We start from the raw sequence: 24,458 nt of genomic DNA, 5'->3' as shown, positions 1-24,458 counted from the left end.
TCACACATGATGAACACTGTGAACTTCGGCACGTCCGGCGTCCGCCGGCTGCTCGCCGTCGCGGCCGCGGTGGCCGGAGCGGGTGCCGTGGTGGCCTGTTCCCCCTCGGACGGCGGGTCGATGCCGTCCTTCACCGTCAACCCGTCGGCGCCGGCCACCGTCTCGGCCTCGTCGTCCGCGTCCGGGTCGTCGTCGGCCTCCGCGACCACGACGACCGCCGCCCCTGCGCCGGCACCCACGCAGGGCGGCAGCACGCCGTGGCAGACGACCTATCCGCAGACGCCGTACCCGACGGCCACGGAGACCACCCAGACCCCGGTGCCGCAGACCACGCAGCCGCAGCAGCCCACGATCCCGCGCACCATCGTGCTGCCGTCGGGGATCCAGCTGCCCCCGGGCGTGCCGCCCACGATCACGCTGCCGCCCGGGTTCCCCACGCAGCTCCCGCGCTAGCGGGAGGCGCGGGGGGCGCCCTGGCCCGGATCGATCCGGGTGGGGCCGTCCTTGCCGGGGGTCACGTCGAAGTCGAAGATCGACGTCGGGATGTACACGGTGGCACAGGAGTTCGGGATGTCGACGACGCCGGAGAGGCGTCCCTCGATCGGTGCCGCTCCCAGCAGTAGGTAGGCCTGCTCCGGGCTGTAGCCGAACTTGGTGAGGTAGTCGATCGCGTGCAGGCAGGCGCGCTGGTACGACAGGTGCGAGTCCAGGTAGCGCTGCTCGCCGTCCAGGGTCACCGAGGTGCCGGAGAAGGCGAGGAACTGCTCGTACCGCGGGCCCACGTCGCCGCCGGGCAGGAAGATCGCGTTCTCGCTGACGCCGTAGGTCTCCATGCCGCCGGAGATGATGTCGACGTGCAGGTCGATGAAACCGCCCATCTCGATGGCGCCGCAGAAGGTGATCTCGCCGTCGCCCTGGCTGAAGTGCAGATCGCCCACCGAGAGGTTCGCGCCGTCCACGAACACCGGGTAGAAGACGCGGGTGCCGCGGGTGAGGTTCTTGATGTCCTGGTTGCCGCCGTTCTCGCGCGGCGGCGCGGTGCGCGCGCCCTCCGCGGCGGCCGCGGTGAAGGCGTCGCCGGTGAGGGTGCCGAGGATCGCGTCGTTCGGCTCGGGCGGGAGCGCGAGCGGCGGCACGCGGTCGGGGTCGGTCGCGATCAGCGCGGCCTCACGGGCGTTCCAGCGGGCCAGGAGGTCCTTCGACGGTGCGGTGCCCATCAGACCGGGATGGACGATCCCGGTGAAGCTCACGTGCGGGATGTGCCGCGAGGTGGCGGTGTGGCCGGTGAAGTCCCAGACGGCCTTGTAGGCGTCGGGGAACTGATCGGTGAGGAAGCCGCCGCCGTTCTCCTTGGCGAAGATGCCGGTGTAGCCCCAGCCCTGGCCGGCCAGCGGGCCGCTGTCCTCCTGCGGGATCGGGCCCACGTCCACGATGTCCACGATCAGCAGGTCACCCGGCTTCGCGCCCTCCACGGCGATCGGCCCCGACAGTGTGTGCACGGTCGACAGCGGCGCGTTGAGGATGTCCTCGGCGGAGTCGTCGTTGTGAATGGCACCGTCGAACCACTCCCGGCAGTGCACCCGGAAGGTGTCTCCCGGCTTCACGGTCACGGCGGGCGGGATGGCGTAGTGCCACCGGTTGTGGCCCACCTTCTCCTGGTCGGTGAACTTCTTCGAGGAATCGAGCGGGAAGACGACCTCTGGCATGGGACGAGCCTCTCTTCGGTGGGTGTTTCAGGGACGGGGGAGCGCTGCGTGCCGCGGGTTCGACGGTGCGCCGCCGCCGGACCGCGGGCCCGGGCTGCTGACCACTGCGGGCCGTTCGGCGGTGGCCTTGGTGGCGTCGAGCAGGCGCATCGCGCCCGAGGCGCCCGCGCCCAGTCGTGGTGCGGTGATGCCGCGGGGCGACTGTTCGCCGCAGCGACACGCCGTGGCATCGGGGACATCGCGCATCGAGAAGACCGCGTCGAACGGTCCGCAACTGCGGCACCGGAATTCGTAGGTCGGCATGTTTAGTACCGTATCGGTGCTACCCGATCCGTGCAGGTTTTCCATCAGGTCCGGGGGTAGCGTTACCGCCGATGCCACCCAAGAGCCGCAGCCGCAAGGCCGTGATCGCGCGGCGCCGAGCGCGCCGCGTGGCCGCCGCCGACAACGATCTGACCCCGCAGGACTGGAGTCTGCTCGTCGAACTGTGGGGTGCCTGCGCCTACTGCGGGGCGCCGGGGCCCTTCCAGAAGGACTGCGTACTGCCCATCTCCCGCGGGGGCCGCTACACCCGCGAGAACGTGGTGCCCGCGTGCCGCTCGTGCAACGCCAGCAAGTGCAATTCCGAGGTCACGGGGTGGATGCGCCGGAAGCGCCTGGACGAGAAGGCCTTCCTGCAGGGGCATGCGGAGATCCTGTACCGGCTCCGGCAGTGAGCTGCGCCGTCGCCGCGGCCCGCTTGTCCTGATCGTCTTTGCGCTGCACCGCCGCCCGCATCTGGTCGATGTTCTCCCGAAGCACGTCGGAGACCAGCTCGTCGGTGCGCGGATCCTTGAGCACCTGGAAGACCATCCGGAAGACGGTGTCGGTGATCAGCCGGATGATGTCGTCGTGGAACGGGATGTACTTGACCCGCTTGGTCTGCGGGTCGTTCTTGACCGTCTCCAGGATCATCTCGTCCATCTCGCCGCGGTTCTCCTCGAGGGCCGCGGCGATGTTGGCGGTGTAGTTGCCGGTCCGCAGCACGTCGGCCACCTCGTCGAGCACCGCGACGGTGATCGGGCGCTTCACCGCCTCCACCACGGTGCCCGTGGCGCGGTTGACCACGGCGGCGGTGATCCGGTCGCCGTAGACCCGGTCGATCGCGCGGGCCAGCCGGGCCAGCGCCACGATGATGCGCAGCAGGCGGAAGGCGCGGAACCACGGCGCCGTGAGCACGAACGCCGGCACCATGCCGAGCACCTCGTACCAGTTGTGGAGCAGGAACTTGTGGTGCCAGCCCACGCGCCGCCACCGCCACAGGAACTCGGCGGCGAAGATCGCGCAGATCACGCCGTCGACGATGAAGATGGTGGTCTCGGTGGATTTCGCCACGTCGAAGAAGCTGATCCACGCGATCAGGGCGACGGAGACGACGGCGAGGCCGACCATGGCCCAATCGGTCCACAGGACGGGCGGTTTGCGCGGGTACGCGCCGAGTTCTTCGGTTGCGGTAGCGGTCATCGCCTCCGAGACTACTGAGCGGCGCGGCGGGTGGTCACGCCTTCGGTGTGGCGACGCGCTGCACGTCGTCGATGATCCGGCCGGCGCCGATCACGCCGATGCCCACCATCCACGTCTCGTCCTCGACCGCGTGCGCGCGGTTCGCGGCCACGGCGGGCAGGGCGCCCCAGCGCTGGGTGACGGTCTGCGCGGACGGTGCGGCGTTGGCGCCGAGGGTGTAGAAGATCGAATCGCCGTTGATCTCCCCGAAGTTCTCCAGCGAGGTCTCGATCATCGAGTACTCGTTCCACTGCTTCGGCGGGATGGTGAAGCCCATCGAGGTGAGCACGGAGCCCGAGAACGTGTCGGGACCGTAGAGCCGGAATCCGGAGGCGCGGAACCGGACGATGGAGACGGAGGTGCCGGGGGCGCCCACCTGCTTGCCCACCTCCGCGGCGCGGGCGTCGAGGTCGGCCAGCTGCGTGTTCATCTGGTCCGTCCGGTTCACCGCGAGTGCGGTGATGGTGGCCTGCTCCTTCCAGTTCGTCCCGGTGTCCACCGAGTAGACGGTGGGGGCGATGGCGCTGAGCTGCGGGTAGATCTTCTCGTGGCGCACCTTCGAGCCGATGATCAGATCGGGCTTGAGCTTGGCGATGGCCTCGAGATCGGGGCTCGTGGTCAGGCCCACGGATTCGGTGCCGTCGAGCTTGTCGCGGAGGTAGCCGGGGAAGCCCGCCTTCGCGGCGGACTCCGAGGCGCCCACGGGCTTGATGCCGAGCGAGACCAGCGCGTCCAGGTGCGGTGAGTCGATGACCACGATCCGCGTGGGGTTCTCGGGCACCTTCGTCCGGCCCATCGCGTGGTCGACGGTGCGTGTGGGCGCCGCTGTGCCGGTATCGCTCGAGCCGCAGGCGACGAGGGTGGCGGCGGTCGCGACGGCGAGCGAGGCGGCGAGGAAACGGCGGCGCGTGGGCCGCGGTGCGGTGGTCATGGATCGAGACCCTAGCATTCGGACATTAGGGTTACCTTGCCTAAATTCTTGGGATCGCATCGCCGTGCGGCGTCGGTGGCGCGACGCACCGGCCGGTAGCGTGGAGGGGTGGCGAAGCTCTTTGCGATCAGTGACCTGCACGTCGGGCATCGCGGCAACGAGGTGATCGTCGAGCGGATCCAGCCGGAGTCGCCGGACGACTGGCTGATCCTGGCGGGTGACATCTGCGAGCGCACGGATGCGCTCGACGAGGTGCTGGCCGCCGTGGCCCCGCGGTTCGCGAAGGTCATCTGGGTGCCCGGCAACCACGAGCTCTACACCACCGCGAAGGACCCTATGCAGGTCTTCGGCGAGGCCCGCTACGACCATCTCGTGGACCTGTGCCGCAGCCACGGCGTGCTCACGCCGGAGGACCCGTACCCCGTTTTCGACGATCCCGAGCTCGGACCCGTGACGCTGGTGCCGATGTTCTTGCTCTACGACTACACCTTCCGCGACGCCGATAAGACCGCGCTGCAGGCGCTGGCCGCGGCGCGCGAGAACAACGTGGTGGCCACCGACGAGTTCCTGCTCTCGGCCGAGCCCTACGCCACCCGCGACGCCTGGTGCCGGGCGCGACTGGAGTACACGCGTCGCCGGCTGGCCGCGCTGCCCGCGGACACGAAGACGGTGCTGATCAACCACTGGCCGCTGCGCCGCGAGCCCACCGAGGTGCTGTTCTATCCGGACTTCGCGCTGTGGTGCGGCACGGTCGAGACCGCGGATTGGCACGTGCGGTACAACGCCGAGGCGGCGGTGTACGGGCACCTGCACATTCCGCGCACCACCTGGTACGACGGGGTGCGGTTCGAGGAGGTGTCGGTGGGCTATCCGCGGGAGTGGAAGCAGCGCGGGCTGCCCGAGCCCTTCCTGCGGCAGATTTTGCCCGCCCCCGGTTACACCGAGGAATCGCTGGGCGAGTACGGCGTGCACTTCACCGTGGATCCGGCGGAGGCGGCGAAGGCACGGGAACGAGTGGCGAACATGCGCGATGCGGCGCGGCAGCGCGTGGCGGAGCGCCGGGCGGCGCGCGAGGCCCGGGAGGGGAAGAAGTGATCCTGCAGTCGATGATGCCGCGGGGAGTGGTGGCACGGGAGTCCCACTCCGATGTGGACGCCCCGCTGCATCCGCGGGAGGCCGCGCAGATCGCCAAGGCGGTCCCCAAGCGTCAGGCCGAGTACGCGACGGTGCGTTATCTGGCGCGGGACGCGCTGGGCGAGTTGGGCATCGGCGATGCCGTGCTGGTCAAGGGCGAGGGCGGCGGTGTCGACTGGCCGCGCAATGTGGTCGGCGCGCTCACCCATTGCGACGGCTACCGCGGCGCGGTGGTGGGCTACCGGATGGGGGTGCGCACCATCGGGATCGACGCTGAGCCGCACCTACCGCTCCCGGACAAGGTGCTGCCCTCGGTGTCGGTCGAGTCCGAGCGCGAGGTGCTCGCCGCCCGCCCCGAGGACGGCCTGCACTGGGACCGGCTCCTGTTCTGCGCCAAGGAGGCCACGTACAAGGCCTGGAACCCGATCACGGGCCGGTGGCTGGGTTTCGAGGACGCGGAGATCACCTTCGAGCTCGGTGCGCGGACCGACGACGCCGCCGAGGGAACGTTCCACTCGCGGATCCTGATCGACGGGAAGGCGACGGACGGCGGGGCTCCGGTCGCCTCCTTCGACGGCCGGTGGCGCATCGTCGACGGCCTCATCGTGACCTCGATCGCGGTGGTGTGAGGTGGCCTATCTCGAACCGGACGGCGCCGGACTGATCATCGTCGACAAGCCGGCGGGCCTCACCAGTCACGACGTGGTTGCGCGCTGCCGCCGCGCAATGGGCACCCGGAAGGTGGGCCACGCGGGCACACTCGATCCGATGGCGACGGGCGTGCTGGTGATCGGCATCGAACGTGCCACGAAACTGCTCGGCCACCTCGCGCTCACCACCAAGGCCTACTCCGCCACCGTCCGGCTCGGGGCCAGTACCTCGACCGACGACGCCGAGGGCGAGATCACCGGCGGCGCCGCGGCGTCCGGGATCTCGGAGGCCGAGGTCCTGGCCGCCATGGTGCCGCTCACCGGCGATATCGAGCAGGTGCCGTCCTCCGTGAGCGCCATCAAGGTCGACGGTAAGCGGGCGCACCAGTTGGTCCGGGAGGGAGCGGACGTGCAGCTCAAGGCGCGCCCGGTGCGGGTCGACGAGTTCTCGGCGTCGGCCTTCCGGCGCGACGGCGATTTCCTCGATGTCGATGTGCACGTGGAGTGCTCATCGGGCACCTACGTGCGGGCGCTGGCCCGGGACCTCGGCGCGGCGCTCGGCGTGGGTGGCCACCTGACCGCGCTGCGCCGCACCCGCGTCGGGCCCTTCGGGCTGGACCAGGCGATCACGATCGACGATCTCTTCGAGCAGCCGCGCCTGTCGTACGACATCGACGCCGCCGTGGCAACGGGTTTCGCGGTGCGTGAGATCACCGAGGAGCAGGCCGTCGACCTCTCGCTGGGGCGGTGGCTCGAACCGATCGGGATGCCCGGCGTGTACGCCGCCGTGGCGCCCGGCGGACGGGCCATCGCACTGCTCGAGGAGTCCGGCAAGCGGGCGAGCTCGGTCTTCGTGGTGCGGCCCGCCGCCTGAATCACACGCCCGGGATCGGTGCGGGGCCCACGTAGCGCGCGGACGGCCGGATGATCTTGCCGTCGCGGGCCTGTTCGAGGATGTTCGCGGTCCAGCCGACCACGCGGGCCACTGCGAAGGTGGGGGTGAACATCGACGGCGGCAGGCCGGCCTCGCTCATCACGACCCCCGCGTAGTACTCGACGTTCGCGTATAGCCTGCGGCCCGGCTTGAGTTCGTTGATGGCCGATTCGATCTCGCGCTCCACCGCGGTGGCCCGCCGCACCAGCGCGCTGTCGTAACCCATCGCGACCTGCTTGAGCAGTTCCGAGCGCGGGTCGTGCGTGCGGTACACGGCGTGCCCGAAACCCATGATCTTCTCCTCGTTCGCGATCCGTTCGCGCACCCAGGCGCGGGTGTTCGACGGGTCGCCGATCGCGTCGAGTGCGGCGAGAGCGCGGCTCGGCGCGCCGCCGTGCAGGGGGCCGAGGAAGGCGCCGACCGCCCCCAGTAGGCAGGAGGCCATATCCGATCCGGCGGAGGCGATCACGCGTCCGGCGAAGGTCGAGGCGTTGAAGCCGTGGTCGATCGTGGCCACGAGATAGGTCTGCACGGCGGCCACATCCCTCGGATTCGCTGCGCCGGTGGCCATCCGCAGGTAGTCGGCCGCGTGTGCCGCCTCCGGATCGGGGTCGAGCACGTCCAGTCCGTTCGCCAGACGGTGCGCCGCCGCCAGGATGGTGGGGAAGGCCGCCGCGTAGCGCAGCGCCGCCTCCCGCCGGGCCTCCTCCGGGAGGTCGAGCATCGGGCGATCGTCGAGGCCGAGCGCGGAGAGGGCGATCCGCAGGGCGCGCAGCGGGTCGGCGCCCTCGGTGACCGTGGCGCGCAGCAGGTCCACGGTGCCGCCGGGGATCGCACGCAGCTCGCCGATGCGGCGGGCGAAGACGGCGGACTGCTCGGGGGTGGGGAGTGCGCCGTCGAGCATGAGCTGCCAGACGTCCTCGAACGGGCGGGTGCGGGCGAGCACGGTGGCGTCGCGGTCGCGGTAGTGGAAGAAGCCCTGTTCACCGCGGACGTCACCGAGTTCGGTGTCGGCCACGACGACGTTCTTGAGTCCGCGCGGGGCGGTGATCGCACTGGTCATGCCCCGAGTCTGGCGATGTTGATCAATGTCTGCAATGTTGATTGAATCAACCCTGTGGACACCTGGATCACCACGACGGAGGCCGCGCAGCGGCTCGGGGTGAAGCGCGGCACGCTGTACTCCTACGTGAGCCGCGGCGTGCTCGTCTCGCGCCGGATGCCGGGGCAGGCGGAGTCGCTGTTCGATCGGACGCAGATCGATTCGCTGGCCGCCGCCAAACACGACGGCCGGCGCGAGGCCGAGCGGCTACTGCGGTTCCGGGCCGTGACCACCCGGGTCTCGGCGTTGCGCGACGATCGGTTGTTCCTGCGCGGACGGTCGATCGAATCCGTGTGCACGGCGATGGATTTCGGCGGCGCCTCCCGCTTCGTGCTGCAGACCGCGGTGGCGCACCCACCGCCGGACGTGGCGCTCGACGTCGCGCGGGCCGTGAGCCTGGAGCGGCGCATCCCACTCGCCGTGGCGCTACTCGCCGCACACGATCCGCTGCGGGCGGACCGCTCCTCGGTGGCTGAGCGGGCGCTGGGGTTGCTCCCCGTACTCGCGGACCTGGTCCCGGAGGTGCGGCTCGATCATCCGTGGATCGATGCACTCGCGACCTGTCTCATCGACAACGGTCTCGCCGCCTCCACCACGGCGGCCCGGGTCGCGGCCTCCGCCCGGGCCGGCCTGCTCGACGCCCTCGTGGCCGGCTACGGCGCCATGTCCGGACCGCTGCACGGCGGTGCCCCGCTCGCGGCGTACCGGCTGCTGGAGAGGGTGCTGCGTGGTGACGACGTGGACGAGGTGATCGCCGAATCGGCCGGTGGCGGAGCCGTCCCCGGGTTCGGGCACATCGTGTACACCGATCACGATCCGCGGGCGACCGTGGTGCTCGACCTGGTGCGCGCCCAGCGGCCGGAGGCACCCGCGCTCGCGGCGCTCGCCGCGGTGGCGGAGCGGGTGGACCGCCGCATCAACATCGATCTCGCGGGTGCGGTCGTCGCGTTGACGCTGGAACTGCCGCCGCAGACGGGCGAGGTGCTGTTCCAGTACGGTCGCACCGTGGGGATGGCCGCGCACATCGCCGAGGAGTACGACGAGGCGCCGCTGCGGTGGCGCGGATCGAACAGCGGGGGAGAGCGATGACCGCACTGGCCGAGGCGATCCGGGCGGACCTGCGCGCCGCCGCCGATCCCGAACGGGCGCCGAAGATGCAGGCCTACATGAAATCGACGATGCCCTTCCTCGGTGTTCCGGCGCCGCTGGCACGCTCGATCACCTCCGCGGCCCGGCGCGAGCACACACCGACCGATCTCGACGATCTGCTCGGCACCGTGAACGACCTGTGGGACGGCGCCGCCTACCGCGAGGAGCGCTACGCCGCTCAGCACCTGCTCCGTGGGCGGCTCACCAAGGGCCGGTTCGATCTGCTGCCGCTGCACGAGCACATCGCGGTCACCGGGGCCTGGTGGGATCACGTGGACGAGGTGGCCCGCCACATCGCTGATCTGCACGACGAGTACCCCGACCGGACCGCCGATGCCGTGCGGTTGTGGAGCCGGGGCGAGAACCTGTGGCTGCGCCGGCTGGCGATCATCTCGCAGCTCGGCCGCAAGGACCGGCTCGACACCGCGCTGCTGACCGAGGTGATCGAACCGGCCCTGTCCGAATCGGAGTTCTTCCTCCGCAAGGCGATCGGGTGGGCGCTGCGTGAGCACGCCAAGACCGATCCCGCATGGGTCCGCGATTACGTGGCCGAACACGAGGACGTGCTGAGCGGGCTGTCCACACGCGAGGCGCTCAAGAACCTCTGACGCTGCATCCGCGCATCCGCCAGGACCAGCGCCACGGCAACCGCCGCGAGGACGGCACCGGCGACCGGCAGTGCGCGGTAGCCCAGTCCCTGATCGAGTAGGGCGCCACCGAACCAGGGACCGAAGGCGATGCCCACGTTGAAGGCGGCGGCGGTGAAGGCGGGCGCCAGGGCCGGTGCGCCGGGAGCCAATCCGAAGATCCTCGAGTTCAACACCGGGTTGGTCACGAAGCCCGCGGCGCCGAGCGCCCCGGCCGCGATCGCAGTCGGAATCGCCTGGGGGAGAGCCGCCGCCAGGACTAGCGAGACGATCGCCAGGGCCGCGGTACCCGCGACCAGGGTCGACATCGGGTGCCGGTCCGCGATGCGTCCGCCGAGCGCGATGCCCCCGACCGCACCGACCCCGTACAGCGCCAGCACCAGCGGGACGGTGCTCGGTGCGAGCCGGGTGGTGTCGATGAGCATCGCGCCGAGGTAGCCGAACGAGATCAACAGTGCCGCCACGGACGTCGCAGTGATGGCGTAGGAGAGCCACAGCCGGGGGACGCGCAGTCCCCGGATCTCCTCCCGGGGGCGCGCCGACGCGCCACCGCCGACGTCCCGCGGCACCGTCACGGCCACCGCGATTCCCGCCACCGCGGTGGCGACCGCGACGGCCAGGAAGGTCGCCCGCCATCCCGCGTGCTGTCCGAGCACGGTTCCCGCGGGCAGGCCGATCACGGTGGCCACGGTGAGCCCGCCCGCGATCACGCTCATCGCCCGCCCGCGCCGGTCCGCGGGGACCAGCGCCATCGCGGTGGTGGCGGCCACCGCCCAGAAGCCCGCGTAGACGAAGGCGCCCGCGAAGCGCATCGCGAGGAGCACCGCGAACGAGTCCGTGGCGGCGCTGATCAGGTGGGTGACGGCGAAGACCGCGGTGAACACCAGCAGCGCGCGCCGCTTGGGCCAGCGCAGGGTGGCCAGCGCCAGCACCGGTGCGCCCACCATCATGCCGACGGCGAAGCCCGAGATCAGGAGTCCCGCACGGGGAATGGATATTCCGAGGTCGACGGCGAGCTCGGGCAGCAGCCCGGCGAGCATCATCTCCGAGGTTCCCTGGGCGAAGATGCCGAATCCGAGGATCACGATGGCGAGGGGCATCAGAGCAGCGACCCTCCGCTGGCGTCGATCCACTGTCCCGTCACCCAGGCGGCGGCGTCGGATACCAGGAAGCCGACGATGCCCGCCACGTCCGCGGGCTGTCCGATTCGGCCGAGGGGTGAGTCGGCTGCCATGGCGGCGCGTCCCTCCTCGGTGGCGAGCCGGGCGGCGTTCATCTCGGTCGCGGTGCCGCCCGGACCCACGGCGTTGACGGTGATCGATCGGGGAGCGAGTTCTTTGGCCAGGGCGTAGGTGAGTGCGTCGACCGCGGCCTTCGACATCGCGTAGGGCAGGAGGGAGGGGTTGTACGAGCCGTGGGTGAAGCGCGTGGAGATGTTCACGATCCGGCCGCCGTCGCGCAGGCGCGGGAGGCCGCGCTGCGTCACGAAGAAGGGGGCGCGGGCATTCACCGCGTGCACCAGATCGAAGGCGTCCACCGTGACGTCCTGGAACGGGAGCCGCCCGCCGAGGATGCCGGCGTTGTTGATCAGGATGTCGACGCCGTCGAAGTGGGCGTCGTACTCGGTCCACAGCGTCTCGGCGTCTCCCGTCGTTCCCAGTTCGGCCGCGATGGCCACCGCGGCGCCGCCCCCGGCCTCGATCCGCTCCACGGTCTCCCGGGCGGCGTCGGCGTTGCTGCCGTAGTGCACGGCGACCCGCGCGCCGCGGGCGCCGAGGTTCTCCGCGATCGCCCTGCCGATCCCGCGCCCGCCGCCGGTGACCAGCGCTGACTTGCCGGTCAGGTCCTGTTCCATGTCGCTCCTCCAATAACGTAGTGATCGTTACGGAAGTACCGTAGCAGATTACGTAGCGATCGCTATAGAATGTCTTGCATGGCTACCTCGACCCGCGGGCGACCGCGTTCCTTCGATCGGGATGCGGCGCTGGATGCGGCCGCGAAGCTGTTCTGGGAACGCGGCTACGAGGCGACCTCGGTGCGCGACCTCACGGAGCGGCTGGGGGTGGAGGCGCCCAGCCTGTATCGCGCCTTCGGTGACAAGCGCAGCCTGTTCGAGGAGGCGGTCGGGGAGTACGACCGTCGGTACGGCGGATTCATCGACCTCGCGCTCGCGGAGGGGGCGACGGCGCGGGACGCCGCGATCCGGCTGCTCACCGAGGGGCCGGCGCGGTACACCCGCGACGGGCTGCCGCGGGGCTGTCTGGTCGTCAGTGGCGACGCGGGAACCGCGGACGAGGGTGTCGCCGGATGGATGATCGCGATGCGATCGGCCAACGTCGCGCGACTGACGGACCGCATCCGGCGCGACGTCGCCGCCGGCGAGTTGCCCGCCGATGTCGATCCGCAGGCGTTGGCCCGATTCACGATGAGTTCGCTCAACGGGCTCGCCGAGGCGGCCCGCGAGGGCGTCCCGCTGGTGGAGTTGGAGGCGGTCGCCGCGATCGCCCGCGGCGTGTGGGAACGAATCAACGATTGATTGTCGGGTCAGTTGATTTCATGGTGGAGGCATGCGCACCGTGCCGCGCCGAAGTACGCGCACAACGCGGTCACGCTCCTCATGGTGCTGCGCGCCGCCGGCTGGGCGTACGCCCGGCGCGGCGCCTGGTCAGTCCCGGACCCAGATCGACTGGGCGGCCACATCTCCCAGGTCGAGGGGCGCACCGTCGTTGACGGTAACCGCGATCGTCCCGAGGAACTTGCGTAGTTCCACCACGTCGATGCGTGCGTCGGGCGCGATGCCCACCTCTTGGAAGTAGCGCAGCATCTCCGGGTCGGCGTCGGAGATCCGGGCCACGGTGCACGTCTGCCCCGCGCCGAGCTCCGAGAGCAGCCGGGCGTCGGGCGTGGGGACGGTGCCGTCGGGTTGGGGGATCGGATCGCCGTGCGGATCGCGCTCGGGGAAGCCGAGCCGCTCGTCGAGCCGGGCCAGGAACCGCTCGGAGACGGCGTGCTCGAGGACCTCGGCCTCGTCGTGCACCTCGTCCCAGCCGTAGCCCAGTTCCGACACCAGGAAGGTCTCCAGGAGCCGGTGGCGCCGCACCATCGCGGTGGCCGCCGCCCGGCCGGCATCGGTCAGGGTCACCGCGCCGTACTTGGCGTGATTGACCAGACCTTGATCGGCGAGTTTGCGGATGGCCTCGGACGCGGTGGAGGCGGAGACGCCGAGCGCATCGGAGAGCGACTTCGTGCTGACCTTCACATCGGACCACTCCTGAGCGGTCCAGATCTGCTTCAGGTAGTCCTGTGTGACCGCGGACAGCTCGCTCACGGGCCGGGCGGGGGCGGGCCGCGAATCAGACAGGGGAGGCTTACTCACGCGTCCACCATAGGCGGTCCGATAGGGTGAGTGCGTGCTTCGCTGGCGAGGGCTCGATGACGTTCCCGCGGACTGGGGACGCTGTGTGGTGACGATCGGCGTGTTCGACGGTGTACACCGCGGACACGCCCAATTGATCGCACGGGCGACCGCGGAGGCGCATGCCCGCGGCCTGCCGGCCGTGCTCATGACCTTCGACCCCCATCCCGCCGAAGTGGTGCGGCCCGGATCGCATCCGCCGCAACTGACCACGCTCACGCGGCGCGCCGAACTCGCCGAGGAGCTCGGCATCGACGTCTTCTGCGTGATGCCCTTCACCGCCACCGTCATGGCGCAGCCGGCCGAGGATTTCGTGCATTCCGTTCTGGTCGAGCGCCTGCACGCCGCCGCCGTGGTGGTGGGCGACAACTTCACCTTCGGATACCGCGCCCTCGGCAACGTCGAGATGCTCACCACGCTGGGCCGCAAATTCGGCTTCTCAGTGGATTCGGTGCCGCTGCTCACCGAGCACGCCGTGACCTTCTCGTCGACCTACATCCGGTCCTGTGTCGACGCGGGCGATGTGGCCGCCGCCGCGGAGGCGCTCGGGCGCCCGCACCGCGTCGAGGGCGTCGTCGTGCGCGGCGACGGCCGCGGCCGGGAGCTGGGTTTCCCGACCGCCAATGTCGCGCCGCCGATGTTCGCCGCGATCCCCGCGGACGGCGTGTACGCGGCGTGGTTCACGGTGCTCGGCGCCGGCCCGGTCGTGGGCCAGGTGACGCCGGGGGAGCGGTACCCCGCCGCCGTGTCGGTGGGCAGCAACCCCACCTTCTCGGGGCGCACGCGCACCGTCGAGGCTTTCGTGCTCGACACCTCCGCCGACCTCTACGGCCAGCACGTGGCGGTCGACTTCGTGGAGCGCGTGCGCGGCATGGTGCGCTTCGATTCGATCGACGAGCTGCTCGAAGCCATGAGCGGCGATGTCGACAGGACCCGGACGATTCTGGGAATCGCCTGACCTCTGGTAAGTTGGTTGATCGTGCCTGCTGTGGTTCGCGGCGGCGGCACGGATGTAGCGACGCGATACTGAAACAAGGAGCCGATCCATGGCGCTCACCACTGAGCAGAAGAAGTCCATCCTCGCCGAGTACGGCCTGCACGAGACCGACACCGGTTCTCCCGAGGCCCAGGTCGCGATGCTGACCAAGCGCATCGTCGACCTCACCGAGCACCTCAAGACCCACAAGCACGATCACCACAGCCGTCGCGGCCTGCTGCTGCTCGTCGGCCGTCGTCGCCGTCTGCTGAAGTACGTCGCCTCGGTCGACATCAACCGCTACCGCACGCTCATCGAGCGTCTCGGCCTGCGCCGCTAAGAGTTCTTCACCGACGGCCCGCTCCCGGAACTCGGGGGCGGGCCGTCGGCGTTTGACCTCCGGGTGCGGTTCATCGGTCCTTCACCTCCCCGGGTCGCGGCGGCCACCTCGGGGTGTCGCCCGGGTCACATTGGCCCGGTAACACCAGTACCCATGTCGCAACGATCAGCCACGTTCGATGTCCTGCCCGACCGCAGCCTCGCCGCGGGTACCTCCCGCCGCCGGTTCATGACCTGGATGGGCCTGGTGGGCGGAGTCGCCTTCACCCCGCAGCTGATGGGCGGGCCCATCGCCGCAGCGCAGCCGCTCGAGTCGGGTGACCCGTTCACGCTGGGGGTCGCCTCGGGCGATCCGCTGCCCGACGGCGTGGTGCTGTGGACACGACTCGCACGCAGTCCGTTGCAGCCCGGTGGCGGCATGCCCGACCGGCCGGTCGCCGTCCAGTGGGAGATCGCCGCGGACCGCGGTTTCCGCTCGGTGATCCAGCGCGGCGAGACCGCCGCCGTGCCGCAGGACGGCCACAGCGTGCACGTCGACGTGCGGGGCCTGCGTTCGGCCACCGATTACTACTACCGATTCCGCAGCGGTCCCGATGTCTCGCCGATCGGCCGGACCCGAACGGCGCCCGCGGCCGGGGCCCGGGTGAGCGCCTTGTCCTTCGCCGTCGTCTCCTGCCAGGCCTGGACCGACGGCTACTTCAACGCCTTCGCCGATCTGGCCGCCGCGGCGCCCGATGTGGTCTTCCACCTCGGCGATTACGTCTACGAGTACGAGATCAAGCCCGCGACGGTGCGCCGGCCCACCACGGAGGTGCCCCAGTCGGCCTGGACCGAGATGACCACGCTGGCCGATTACCGCGACCGCTACGCGCTCTACAAACTCGATCCCGACCTGCAGGCCGCGCACCGAGCGGCACCGTTCATCTGCGCGTACGACGACCACGAGGTCGAGAACAACTGGGCCGCGGGGATTCCGGAGAAGGGGCAATCGCCGTCGGAGTTCATCGTGCGTCGCGCGGCTGCCTTCAAGGCCTGGTGGGAGAACATGCCGGTGCGCGCCGCCCTGCGTCCGGACGGTCCGGACATCCGGATGTACCGGCGCTTCGACTTCGGCGATCTGGCCCGGTTCAGCGTGCTCGACACTCGGCAGTACCGCAGCGATCAGGCGAATGACGACAAGGCGAGCCCGCAGGATGCGGCGACGGCCGATCCCGCGCGCACGATCACGGGCGCGGCGCAGGAGAAGTGGATCCTCGACGGTCTCGCCACGGGCGGCGCACAGTGGAACGTGCTCGCGCATCAGACCACGATCGCCGATCTCGCGCGGAACACGGACGGTCGGCGGATCGTCTCGATGGACGGCTGGAGCGGCTACGAGGCATCGCGGTCCCGGATCCTCGACGGGGCCGCGCAGCGCCGGGTCTCCAACCTGGTCTCGATCGTCGGGGACATCCATCGCAACGTGGTCTCGGAGCTGAAGTCCACCTACACGCGTGAGGCTCCCACGGTCGGCGTGGAACTGGCGGGCACCTCGATCGCCTCGGGCAAGGACGGAAAAGACAGTGACGAGGCCGATAAGGCCATCAAGGCGGCCTCACCGCACGTGAAATTCGGTAACGCGCAGCGCGGCTACGTGCTCAACCGGCTGTCCCGGGATCAGTGGCGTGCGGAGTTCCGCGTGGCCGATTCGATCGCCAGCCGTGGACTGCCGCTGCACCGCCGCGCGGTGATCTCCATCCCCTCGGGGAGGCCCGAGATCACCGTCGACTGACATCAGCCGCGGCCGAGCAGCGTACCGCCGTTGACCTGGAGGATCTGGCCGGTGGTCCAGCCCGCGTCGGGCGCGGCGAGGTAGGAGACTGCGGCTGCCACCTCGGCGGGGGTGCCGGGACGGCCCGCGGGGATCTGCGCGATGCGGCTCTCCGCCAGTTCGGTGGTGAGCCGCTCGGACCAGAACTCGGTGTCGGGCACGAACCCCGGGGCCACCACGTTGACGGTGATGCCCTCGGCCGCGACCTCGGTTGCCAGGCCCAGCGACCAGCCGTGCAGCGCCGCCTTGGCCGCCCCGTAGGCCCCCGGACCGCGGAGACCGGCGATCGAGCTGATCGAGACGATCCGCGCGCCCGGCCGGGTGAGGTGCGGTCGCAGTGCCTCGGTGGTCAGTACCGCGGTGATCACGTTGAGCCGGAAGGCCTCCGTGTAGAGATCGGCCAGCTCGGTGAGCGTCGTGGGGGAGCGCCGGGGGTTGCCGCCCACGTTGTTGACCAGGACGTCCACGGTGCCCTGCTGCGTGGCGGCGCCCGCCAGCGCCTCGGCGCCCTCGGGCGTGGTGAGGTCCGCGGCGACGACCGAGACCAGCTCGGCACCGACTGCGGCGTTGATGGCCGCGGCGGTATCGGCGAGCACCTGCTGCCTGCGCCCGACGATGAGAACGTGGTCGCCGTCCTCGGCCAGCCGCTGTGCGATGGCCCTTCCGATTCCCGTTCCGCCACCGGTGACCACTGCTCGTCTCGACATAGTTAGAGCATCACACGAAATTCGCCGGTGCGCAGATCGAGCGCGACCCGGATCAGCGGTCCTGGGGTTTGATGAACGGGAAGGCCAGGGTGGCACGGATGTTCACGCCGGCGAGCAGCATGATGATGCGGTCCACGCCGATGCCGAGGCCGCCGGTGGGCGGCATCGCGTAGGAGAGCGCGTCGAGGAAGGACTCGTCGAGCTCCATCGCCTCGGGATCGCCCGCCGCCGCGGCCATGGACTGCTGGGTGAGCCGCTCGCGCTGGTCGATCGGGTCGGTCAGCTCGGTGTACGCGGTGCCCAGTTCGGCGCCGAAACCCACCAGGTCCCACTGCTCCGTCAGCCGGGGGTCCCGGCGATGCTTGCGGGCCAGCGGTGAGACCTCGATCGGGAAATCGCAGTAGAACGTGGGAAATTCGGTCTGCTTCTCGACCAGCCCCTCGTACAGCTCCATCACGAGCTTGCCCGCCGACGCCCCGGTCGGGGTCGCCACGTGCCAGTGGCGGCACAGTGCCTCGAGCTCCTCGACCTCGGTGTCGGGAGTCACCGAGGTACCCGTCGCGCGGGAGACGGCCTCGTGCACCGTGGTCACGGGCCACTCGGCGGTGAGATCCACTTCGCGGGTGCCGCCCTCGCCGTCGGGCCGGATCGCCACCGGGCGCCCGTTCACCGCGACGGCGGCGGCGAGGATCACCTCGCGGGTCAGGGTGCGCATCGTCGTGTAATCGCCGTACGCCTGATACGCCTCGAGCGAGGTGAACTCCGGATTGTGGGTGGCATCGGCGCCCTCGTTGCGGAAGTTCCGGTTGATCTCGAAGATCTTCCCCATCCCGCCCACGGCCAACCGCTTGAGGTACAGCTCGGGGGCGATGCGCAGGTACAGATCCATGTCGTAGGCGTTGATGTGGGTGGTGAACGGGCGCGCCGCGGCGCCGCCGTGCACCGATTGCAACATCGGCGTCTCGACCTCGGTGAAGCCGTGCCCCGCGAAGGTGGACCGCATCGACGCGACGGCGCGCGAGCGACGGTAGAGCAGATCGACCGCGCCCTCATCGGTCATGAGGTCGAGCGAGCGGTTGCGGGCCCTGGTCTCCTCGCCCAGGCGGACACGGGGTTTGGGTACCGGTGACAGGCACTTGCCGGCCATCGCCCAATCCTGCAGCAGCACCGACAGTTCACCGATGTGCGAGGTGACCATCTCCCCGGTCACCGACACCAGATCGCCCATGTCGATCGACTCCCGCCAGAAGGCGCGCCGATCGTCCGGGGTGCGCCCGCGTTCGGCGATCACCTGCAGCCGCGCACCGCCCTCGTGCAGATCGACGAAGGTGACGCCGCCGTAGTCGCGGATGCCGCGGATCCGCCCGGTCACCGAGACCTGCGTCCCCGTGGCGGAATCGGCGGCCAGCCCGGTCAGTCGCTCGCGCACCTCGGCGAGTGAGGCCGTCCGCGGCACCGATGGCGGATAGCCCGGCATCCCGGCGTCCTCCATCGCGGTGAGCTTGCGCCGCCGCACACGCTGCTGCTCGGAGAGCCTCGGGGCGGGCACCTCGCGGTGCAGTAGGCGCTCCTCCTCGGCGAGCAGGCGCACCACGAACTCGGGGTCGCGCTGATCCTGCTGATCGGGAACCTCGGGACCGGACAGGAACTTCGGGCCGATCTGGGGGAGGAAGCCCTCGGCGGTGCCGACCGCGATGCCCGCGCGGACTGCGGTGAGCGACGGGTCGTAGCAGAGGATCCGGGGCACCCAGTCGGGCCGGTACTTGTCGTTCGACCGGTACAGCGTCTCGAGCTGGTAGAACTTCGAGGCGAAACTCAGGACCGAATCCACCATCCGTGTGACCGGTCCCGCGCCGACCCGGTCGGCCTCGAAGAAGACCGCGCGGAAGACGGCGAAGTTCAACGAGATCCGCCGGATGCCGATCTCGGCGCTCTGCTCCACCAGCTTGGCCACCATGAACTCGTTGAGGCCGTTCTCGGCGTTGCGGTCGCGGCGCATCAGATCGAGCGAGAGGCCGCGGGTGCCCCACGGGACGAAGCTGAGCAGGCCGCGCACCTCACCGGTGGCGTCGTGGGCCGTGACCAGCACGCACCGTCCGTCCACGGGATCGCCGATCCGGTTGAGTGCCATGGAGAAACCGCGCTCGGTCTCCTCGCCGCGCCACTTCTCGGCGAGCTGCGCCACCTGGCTCAGTTCCTCCGCGGTGAGGTCGGCATGGCGACGCACGCGCAGGGTGTAGCCGGCGGTGCTCACGCGGGTCACGGCCTGCCGCACCGCGCGCATGTCGCGGCCCTTGAGCGTGAACCGGTCGACGTGGATGATCGCCTCGTCACCGATGTTGAGGGTGCGCAGCCCGGCGTCCTCGTAGACGGCGGCGCCGTCGGCGCTCGCCGCCAGGACGGCCGGGTACAGGCTGTGCCGGCGGCAGTCCTCCAGCCAGGCGTTCACCGCGGCGCGCCAGGATTCCCGGTCGCCGATCGGGTCGGCGCTGGCCATGGAGACCGGACCGACCACCCGGCTCGTGACCACGGCCCGACGGTCGGGCGCGGCGATCACCGACTTGTCGCGCCGGGTGGCGAAGTAGCCCAGCGAATCGTCCTCGCCGTAGGTCAGCAGCAGGCGCCGTACTTCCAGCTCCTCGGGCTCGGTCATCAGCTCGTCGCCGCGGCCGGCCCGCCAGAACGCCATCAGGGCCAGGATCAGCACCGTCGCCGACATGACACCGGCGAAGGAGTAGATCCAGGGCGGTCCCGAGTGTCCGTTGAGCATCAGGTCGAGCCGCCGGGGGAGGGAGACGCCGAAGGTGGAGCGCAGGGCCCACACCGCGATCTCGACGGGGCCGCGCAGCCTGCCCGGGAAGGTGAAGGTGAGCGCGAGCGTGATGAGGTACGACAGCAGCAGGCCGCCGGTGAGCACGCCGATCGCGGCGCGGCGCGAGCCGTGCGCGAGACGCGCCGGGAAGGCAGGCCGGGCTGAGATCGCCAGGGCCAGCGTCGCCGCGCTGACCGCCGCGGCCAGGGCCGCTCCCGGGAGGGAGTAGCGGACCTCGAAGTAGTTCGCCACCAGCCACGGGACGCGCGCGGACCCCTCGTCGCCCAGTTCCTCGGTGACGATGAGGCCGAGCACGAGGACGTTCGCGGCGACCTCGAGGGCCATCAGCGCACAGGCCACGGTGTGCGCCGCGCGGAGCCGCCGCCGGAGCGCTCCGCTGAGCACCGTGAGCAGCGCGACGAACAGGAGGCTGGGGAAGGCGGGGATGCCGAACACGCCCAGGATGTCGGCCGTGAAGTTGAAGAAGCGGTCGCCGCGGATCACCGCGCCGAGCAGCGAAACGACGGCCGCGAAGAACATGGCCCGCGCCAGCCAGGTGGCGGTGGCCTCGTTGGTCCGCTCGCGGACGCTCTGCTGCATCGGCTACCTCTCTCGGCGTGTGCGTACCGGCGTGTACGACTCACGTGGAAAAGACTCCAAATGATAGCCTTGACACAGGTCCGTCCGACGTCGGCGCCGGTGAAAGCCGGTCACGACGATGCGAAGCGCCACCACGGTGTCACTCCCTGCGGGGTGGTCCTCGGTAGTGGCCGCCGGAGTCCTGCGACAGCACGCTGTCCGCGGAGATTCCGACGGCTTCGATCGATGACCGCACCGGGGCGCTCCGCCGCCGCGTCGAATGACGAGGCCGTGCGCAACTGCGCGTGGCCGGGCACGGACGGTCCTGTGTCCGAAAGGTTCCACTTCACTTCATGTCCGACAACATCCAGGTCGAACTGGACGACGACATCACCGAAGCCGTCGCCGTCATCGACAACGGTTCGTTCGGCAAGCGCACCATCCGGTTCGAGACCGGCCGGTTCGCGCTGCAGGCCGCCGGTGCCGTCGCCGCCTACCTCGACGACGAGACCATGCTGCTGTCGACCACGGCGCACAGCAAGCACCCCAAGGAGCACTTCGACTTCTTCCCCCTCACGGTGGACGTCGAGGAGCGCATGTACGCCGCGGGCCGCATCCCCGGCTCGTTCTTCCGTCGCGAGGGTCGCCCGTCGACCGACGCGATCCTCACCTGCCGCCTGATCGACCGGCCGCTGCGCCCGTCCTTCGTCGACGGCCTGCGTAACGAGATCCAGGTCGTCGTGACCGTGCTCTCGCTCGATCCCAAGGACCTGTACGACGTGGTGGCCATCAACGCCGCCTCCGCGTCCACCCAGATCGCGGGCCTGCCCTTCTCCGGCCCCGTCGGCGGCGTGCGCGTCGCCCTGATCGACGGCCAGTGGGTCGCCTTCCCGACCGTCGAGCAGCTCGAGGGCGCCGTCTTCGACATGGTCGTCGCGGGTCGCATCGTCTCGGGCTCCGGCAAGGACGCCGACGTCGCGATCATGATGGTCGAGGCCGAGGCCACCGAGAACGTCATCGAGCTCGTCGCGGGCGGCGCCACCGCGCCGACCGAGGCCGTCGTGGCCGAGGGCCTCGAGGCCGCCAAGCCCTTCATCGCCGCACTGTGCGAGGCGCAGAAGGAGCTGGCCGCGCGCGCTGCCAAGCCCACCGGCGAGTTCCCGCTGTTCCCGGCCTACCAGGACGACGTCTTCGCCGCCGTCGAGGCTGCTGCCTCGGCCAAGCTGGACGCCGCACTGTCGATCGCCGGCAAGCAGGAGCGCGACGCCGCCACCGACGCCCTCAAGGGTGAGGTGCTCGAGGAGCTGGGCCCGAAGTTCGAGGGCCGCGAGGGCGAGATCGGCGCGGCCTTCCGCTCGCTGACCAAGAAGCTGGTGCGCAAGCGCATCCTCACCGACCACTTCCGCATCGACGGCCGTGGCATCACCGACATCCGCTCGCTGAGCGCCGAGATCGCCGTGATCCCGCGCGCGCACGGCAGCGCGCTGTTCGAGCGCGGCGAGACCCAGATCCTGGGTGTCACCACGCTGGACATGGTGAAGATGGCGCAGCAGATCGACTCGCTCGGACCCGAGAAGAGCAAGCGCTACATGCACCACTACAACTTCCCGCCGTACTCGACCGGTGAGACCGGCCGCGTGGGCAGCCCGAAGCGTCGCGAGATCGGCCACGGCGCGCTCGCCGAGCGCGCACTGGTGCCCGTGCTGCCGTCGGTGGAGGAGTTCCCCTACGCCATCCGTCAGGTCTCGGAGGCGCTGAGCTCCAACGGTTCCACGTCGATGGGCTCGGTGTGCGCCTCGACCATGTCGCTGCTCAACGCCGGTGTGCCGCTGAAGGCCCCCGTCGCGGGTATCGCCATGGGCCTGGTGTCCGACGAGGTCGACGGTCAGGCCCGCTACGTAGCCCTGACCGACATCCTCGGTGCCGAGGACGCCTTCGGCGACATGGACTTCAAGGTGGCGGGCACCAGTGACTTCGTCACCGCGCTGCAGCTCGACACCAAGCTCGACGGCATCCCCTCGCAGGTCCTGGCCGGCGCCCTGGCGCAGGCCAAGGACGCTCGCACCACGATCCTCGAGGTCATGGCCGAGGCGATCGACGCGCCCGACGAGATGAGCCCGTACGCCCCGCGGATCACCACCATCAAGGTGCCCGTGGACAAGATCGGTGAGGTCATCGGCCCCAAGGGCAAGACGATCAACTCCATCACCGAGGAGACCGGCGCCAACATCTCCATCGAGGATGACGGCACCGTGTTCGTCGGTGCGGCCGACGGCCCGTCGGCACAGGCGGCGATCGACCGGATCAACGCCATCGCCAACCCGCAGCTGCCGAAGGTGGGCGAGCGCTTCCTGGGCACCGTGGTCAAGACCACGGCGTTCGGTGCCTTCGTCTCGCTGGTGCCCGGCCGTGACGGCCTGGTGCACATCAGCAAGCTGGGCAACGGCAAGCGCGTGAACAAGGTCGAGGACGTGGTCAACGTCGGCAGCAAGCTGCAGGTGGAGATCGCGGACATCGACGAGCGCGGCAAGATCAGCCTGATCCCCGTGGTCGAGGAGGCGGCTCCGGCCGCCGAGTCGGACGCCGCGGCGACCGAGGCGTAGCACTGAGCGGCCTGAAAACGCAGGCTGCGCGGGCGGGGGCATCCGGATCGGGTGCCCCCGTCCGTCGTAGTGTGCTGCCCGGCGGCCTGCGGGTGGTCACGGAGACGGTGCCGGGTTCCCGGTCCGCCGCCGTCGGCCTGTGGGTGGCGGTCGGCTCGCGCGACGAGCACCCCGCCTCGGCGGGCTCGGCGCATTTCCTGGAACACCTGCTGTTCAAGGCGACTCCGCACCGTGATGCGGCGTCGCTGGCAGCCGAGATGGACGCGGTGGGCGGCGAGATCAACGCCTTCACCTCGAAGGAGCACACGTGCTACTACGCGCACGTGCTCGACACCGATCTCGAGCTGGCCGTCGACGTCGTCACCGATGTGGTGCTCGGCGGCCTGTGCCGCCCGCTCGACGTCGACGTCGAACGCGAGGTGGTCCTCGAGGAGCTCGCCATGCGCGACGACGATCCGGAGGACCTCGCCAACGAGGCGGCCACGGCCGCGCTGTTCGGCGATCATCCGCTGGCGCGGCCCGTGCTCGGCACCGAGGAGTCGGTCTCGGCGATGACCGCCGCGCGGCTGCGCGGATTCCACCGGCGTCGCTACACACCCGAGCGGATGGTGCTGGCCGTCGCCGGCAATGTGACGCACGCGCAGGTGGTCCGGTTGGCGCGCAAGGCTTTCGCCGGCCGGCTCGACGGTGCGCGGGAATCGGCGCCGGTGCGTTCCGGGATCCGGCGGGCGCCGAAGGCGCCGTCGCTCACCGTGGTGGGCCGCGAGGGCGAGCAGTCGCACCTGGTGGCCGGGACTCGCGCGTACGGCCGGTTCCATCCCGATCGGTGGGCGCTCTCGGTGCTCAACACGGCGATCGGTGGCGGGCTGAGTTCGCGTCTGTTCCAGGAGATCCGGGAGCAACGCGGTCTGGCTTACACGGTGTACTCCGCCGTGGACACCTACGCGGACACCGGTGCCTTCTCGGTGTACGCCGGGTGCTCGCCGGAGCGGCTCGGCGAGGTCGCCGCGGTCGCCCGGGCGGTGCTGGAGGACGTGCGCGACAACGGTCTCACCCCGGCGGAACTGGCGCGTGCCAAGGGATCTCTGCGCGGCGGGCTGGTGCTGGGGCTCGAGGACGTGCAGTCCCGGATGCATCGGATCGGTCGCAGCGAGATCAACTACCAGAACCAGCGCACGGTGACCCGGACGCTGGCGACCATCGACCGGGTGTCCGCGGATGATGTGAACCGCGTTGCGCGGGATCTGCTGTCGCGGCCCTTCGGGGGAGCGGTCCTCGGGCCGCACCGCGGCAAGCGGGGGCTACCCGCATCGGTGCGTAATTGGCTGGGATGATTTCCGCGCGCGGGAAAGCTGTCGTTCGGTGACAAAACTTTCGATCTGAATCGCGCATTTCCTCGACCGGGGGTGTTCTCGGCCGTGG

23 protein-coding genes are annotated in these 24,458 nt (G+C 70.3%); 13 read left to right on the top strand and 10 right to left on the bottom strand.

Annotated elements, in window-relative coordinates:
• Window positions 1-6: 6 nt before the first annotated feature.
• Window positions 7-453: a hypothetical protein gene (locus TTY48_RS19165; RefSeq protein WP_220659224.1), complete on the top strand. Its 447-nt coding sequence runs from the start codon at window positions 7-9 to the stop codon at window positions 451-453.
• Here TTY48_RS19165 and fmdA read toward each other — a convergent pair.
• Both fmdA and TTY48_RS19155 read right to left on the bottom strand, forming a co-directional pair.
• Complete coding sequence (gene fmdA, locus TTY48_RS19160; RefSeq protein ID WP_220659223.1) at window positions 450-1,706, bottom strand: formamidase; 1,257 nt, start codon at window positions 1,704-1,706, stop codon at window positions 450-452. The genes TTY48_RS19165 and fmdA overlap by 4 nt on opposite strands.
• 27 nt (window positions 1,707-1,733) lie before the next feature.
• Window positions 1,734-2,009, bottom strand: coding sequence for a zinc ribbon domain-containing protein (locus TTY48_RS19155; RefSeq protein ID WP_220659222.1), 276 nt, complete (start codon window positions 2,007-2,009; stop codon window positions 1,734-1,736).
• 71 nt (window positions 2,010-2,080) lie between these two features.
• On the opposite strand from TTY48_RS19155, the gene TTY48_RS19150 reads away from it, so the two are divergent.
• Window positions 2,081-2,422 (top strand): HNH endonuclease, encoded by a 342-nt coding sequence (locus TTY48_RS19150; protein WP_220659221.1) that lies wholly within the window; start codon window positions 2,081-2,083, stop codon window positions 2,420-2,422.
• On the opposite strand, the gene TTY48_RS19145 is transcribed toward TTY48_RS19150, so the two are convergent.
• Both TTY48_RS19145 and TTY48_RS19140 read right to left on the bottom strand, forming a co-directional pair.
• Window positions 2,337-3,209: an ion transporter gene (locus TTY48_RS19145; protein WP_220659220.1), complete on the bottom strand. Its 873-nt coding sequence runs from the start codon at window positions 3,207-3,209 to the stop codon at window positions 2,337-2,339. The two genes, TTY48_RS19150 and TTY48_RS19145, sit on opposite strands and share 86 nt — an antisense overlap.
• 34 nt (window positions 3,210-3,243) lie before the next feature.
• Window positions 3,244-4,179 carry an ABC transporter substrate-binding protein gene (locus TTY48_RS19140; RefSeq protein ID WP_220659219.1) on the bottom strand — a complete coding sequence of 312 codons (936 nt, stop codon included), beginning with the start codon at window positions 4,177-4,179 and terminating at the stop codon, window positions 3,244-3,246.
• Between the two features lie 108 nt (window positions 4,180-4,287).
• Between TTY48_RS19140 and TTY48_RS19135 the strand changes: the two genes are divergently transcribed.
• Genes TTY48_RS19135 through truB form a run of 3 tightly spaced genes read left to right on the top strand, consistent with a single transcriptional unit; the run spans window position 4,288 to window position 6,837 of the window.
• Window positions 4,288-5,274 carry a metallophosphoesterase gene (locus tag TTY48_RS19135; RefSeq protein WP_220659218.1) on the top strand — a complete coding sequence of 329 codons (987 nt, stop codon included), beginning with the start codon at window positions 4,288-4,290 and terminating at the stop codon, window positions 5,272-5,274.
• Window positions 5,274-5,942, top strand: coding sequence for a 4'-phosphopantetheinyl transferase (locus TTY48_RS19130; RefSeq protein ID WP_220659634.1), 669 nt, complete (start codon window positions 5,274-5,276; stop codon window positions 5,940-5,942). Before TTY48_RS19135 ends, TTY48_RS19130 begins: the two co-directional genes overlap by 1 nt.
• Window position 5,943: 1 nt before the next feature.
• Entirely contained in the window at window positions 5,944-6,837 is an 894-nt protein-coding gene (truB, locus tag TTY48_RS19125; RefSeq protein ID WP_220659217.1) for a tRNA pseudouridine(55) synthase TruB, read from the top strand.
• 1 nt (window position 6,838) lies between these two features.
• Here truB and TTY48_RS19120 read toward each other — a convergent pair whose 3' ends face one another.
• A complete protein-coding gene (locus TTY48_RS19120; RefSeq protein WP_220659216.1) occupies window positions 6,839-7,960 on the bottom strand; it encodes a citrate/2-methylcitrate synthase in 1,122 nt (373 codons plus the stop codon).
• Window positions 7,961-8,014: 54 nt separating this feature from the next.
• Between TTY48_RS19120 and TTY48_RS19115 the strand changes: the two genes are divergently transcribed.
• Together TTY48_RS19115 and TTY48_RS19110 are read left to right on the top strand one after the other, a co-directional pair.
• The gene (locus tag TTY48_RS19115) at window positions 8,015-9,088 is read left to right on the top strand and encodes a citrate/2-methylcitrate synthase (RefSeq protein WP_220659215.1); all 1,074 of its coding nucleotides are present in this window, start codon (window positions 8,015-8,017) and stop codon (window positions 9,086-9,088) included.
• A complete protein-coding gene (locus tag TTY48_RS19110) occupies window positions 9,085-9,756 on the top strand; it encodes a DNA alkylation repair protein (RefSeq protein ID WP_220659214.1) in 672 nt (223 codons plus the stop codon). The genes TTY48_RS19115 and TTY48_RS19110 overlap by 4 nt, the downstream gene beginning before the upstream one ends.
• On the opposite strand, the gene TTY48_RS19105 is transcribed toward TTY48_RS19110, so the two are convergent.
• Both TTY48_RS19105 and TTY48_RS19100 read right to left on the bottom strand, forming a co-directional pair.
• A complete protein-coding gene (locus tag TTY48_RS19105) occupies window positions 9,690-10,895 on the bottom strand; it encodes a Cmx/CmrA family chloramphenicol efflux MFS transporter (protein WP_220659213.1) in 1,206 nt (401 codons plus the stop codon). The genes TTY48_RS19110 and TTY48_RS19105 overlap by 67 nt on opposite strands.
• A complete protein-coding gene (locus TTY48_RS19100) occupies window positions 10,895-11,650 on the bottom strand; it encodes an SDR family oxidoreductase (RefSeq protein ID WP_220659212.1) in 756 nt (251 codons plus the stop codon). Before TTY48_RS19100 ends, TTY48_RS19105 begins: the two co-directional genes overlap by 1 nt.
• A gap of 78 nt (window positions 11,651-11,728) precedes the next feature.
• On the opposite strand from TTY48_RS19100, the gene TTY48_RS19095 reads away from it, so the two are divergent.
• Window positions 11,729-12,331: a TetR/AcrR family transcriptional regulator gene (locus tag TTY48_RS19095; protein WP_220659211.1), complete on the top strand. Its 603-nt coding sequence runs from the start codon at window positions 11,729-11,731 to the stop codon at window positions 12,329-12,331.
• Window positions 12,332-12,460: 129 nt separating this feature from the next.
• On the opposite strand, the gene TTY48_RS19090 is transcribed toward TTY48_RS19095, so the two are convergent.
• A complete protein-coding gene (locus tag TTY48_RS19090) occupies window positions 12,461-13,171 on the bottom strand; it encodes a metal-dependent transcriptional regulator (protein WP_344184508.1) in 711 nt (236 codons plus the stop codon).
• A 34-nt stretch (window positions 13,172-13,205) separates the two neighbouring features.
• Between TTY48_RS19090 and TTY48_RS19085 the strand changes: the two genes are divergently transcribed.
• The 3 genes from TTY48_RS19085 (at window position 13,206) to TTY48_RS19075 (ending at window position 16,296) form a co-directional block, all read left to right on the top strand.
• Window positions 13,206-14,168, top strand: coding sequence for a bifunctional riboflavin kinase/FAD synthetase (locus TTY48_RS19085; RefSeq protein WP_220659210.1), 963 nt, complete (start codon window positions 13,206-13,208; stop codon window positions 14,166-14,168).
• An 88-nt stretch (window positions 14,169-14,256) separates the two neighbouring features.
• The gene (gene rpsO, locus TTY48_RS19080; RefSeq protein ID WP_220659209.1) at window positions 14,257-14,526 is read left to right on the top strand and encodes a 30S ribosomal protein S15; all 270 of its coding nucleotides are present in this window, start codon (window positions 14,257-14,259) and stop codon (window positions 14,524-14,526) included.
• 153 nt (window positions 14,527-14,679) lie between these two features.
• Window positions 14,680-16,296, top strand: coding sequence for an alkaline phosphatase (locus tag TTY48_RS19075; protein WP_220659208.1), 1,617 nt, complete (start codon window positions 14,680-14,682; stop codon window positions 16,294-16,296).
• Window positions 16,297-16,298: 2 nt separating this feature from the next.
• Here the strand turns inward: TTY48_RS19075 and TTY48_RS19070 are convergent, their stop codons facing one another.
• Together TTY48_RS19070 and lysX are read right to left on the bottom strand one after the other, a co-directional pair.
• Complete coding sequence (locus TTY48_RS19070) at window positions 16,299-17,042, bottom strand: SDR family oxidoreductase (protein ID WP_220659207.1); 744 nt, start codon at window positions 17,040-17,042, stop codon at window positions 16,299-16,301.
• Between the two features lie 52 nt (window positions 17,043-17,094).
• On the bottom strand, window positions 17,095-20,454 hold the full coding sequence (gene lysX, locus TTY48_RS19065) for a bifunctional lysylphosphatidylglycerol synthetase/lysine--tRNA ligase LysX (RefSeq protein ID WP_220659206.1): 3,360 nt from the start codon (window positions 20,452-20,454) through the stop codon (window positions 17,095-17,097).
• Between the two features lie 332 nt (window positions 20,455-20,786).
• On the opposite strand from lysX, the gene TTY48_RS19060 reads away from it, so the two are divergent.
• Window positions 20,787-23,036, top strand: a complete 2,250-nt coding sequence (locus tag TTY48_RS19060; RefSeq protein WP_220659205.1) for a polyribonucleotide nucleotidyltransferase — start codon at window positions 20,787-20,789, stop codon at window positions 23,034-23,036.
• Window positions 23,037-23,038: 2 nt separating this feature from the next.
• Window positions 23,039-24,370 (top strand): pitrilysin family protein, encoded by a 1,332-nt coding sequence (locus TTY48_RS19055; protein WP_220659632.1) that lies wholly within the window; start codon window positions 23,039-23,041, stop codon window positions 24,368-24,370.
• Window positions 24,371-24,458 lie beyond the last annotated feature (88 nt).

This window comes from Tsukamurella sp. TY48 (assembly GCF_019656655.1).
In the GTDB taxonomy this organism is placed as follows: domain Bacteria; phylum Actinomycetota; class Actinomycetes; order Mycobacteriales; family Mycobacteriaceae; genus Tsukamurella; species Tsukamurella strandjordii.
Note: the sequence above shows the minus strand (reverse complement) of the source record. Positions and strands in the feature narration are given on the sequence as shown.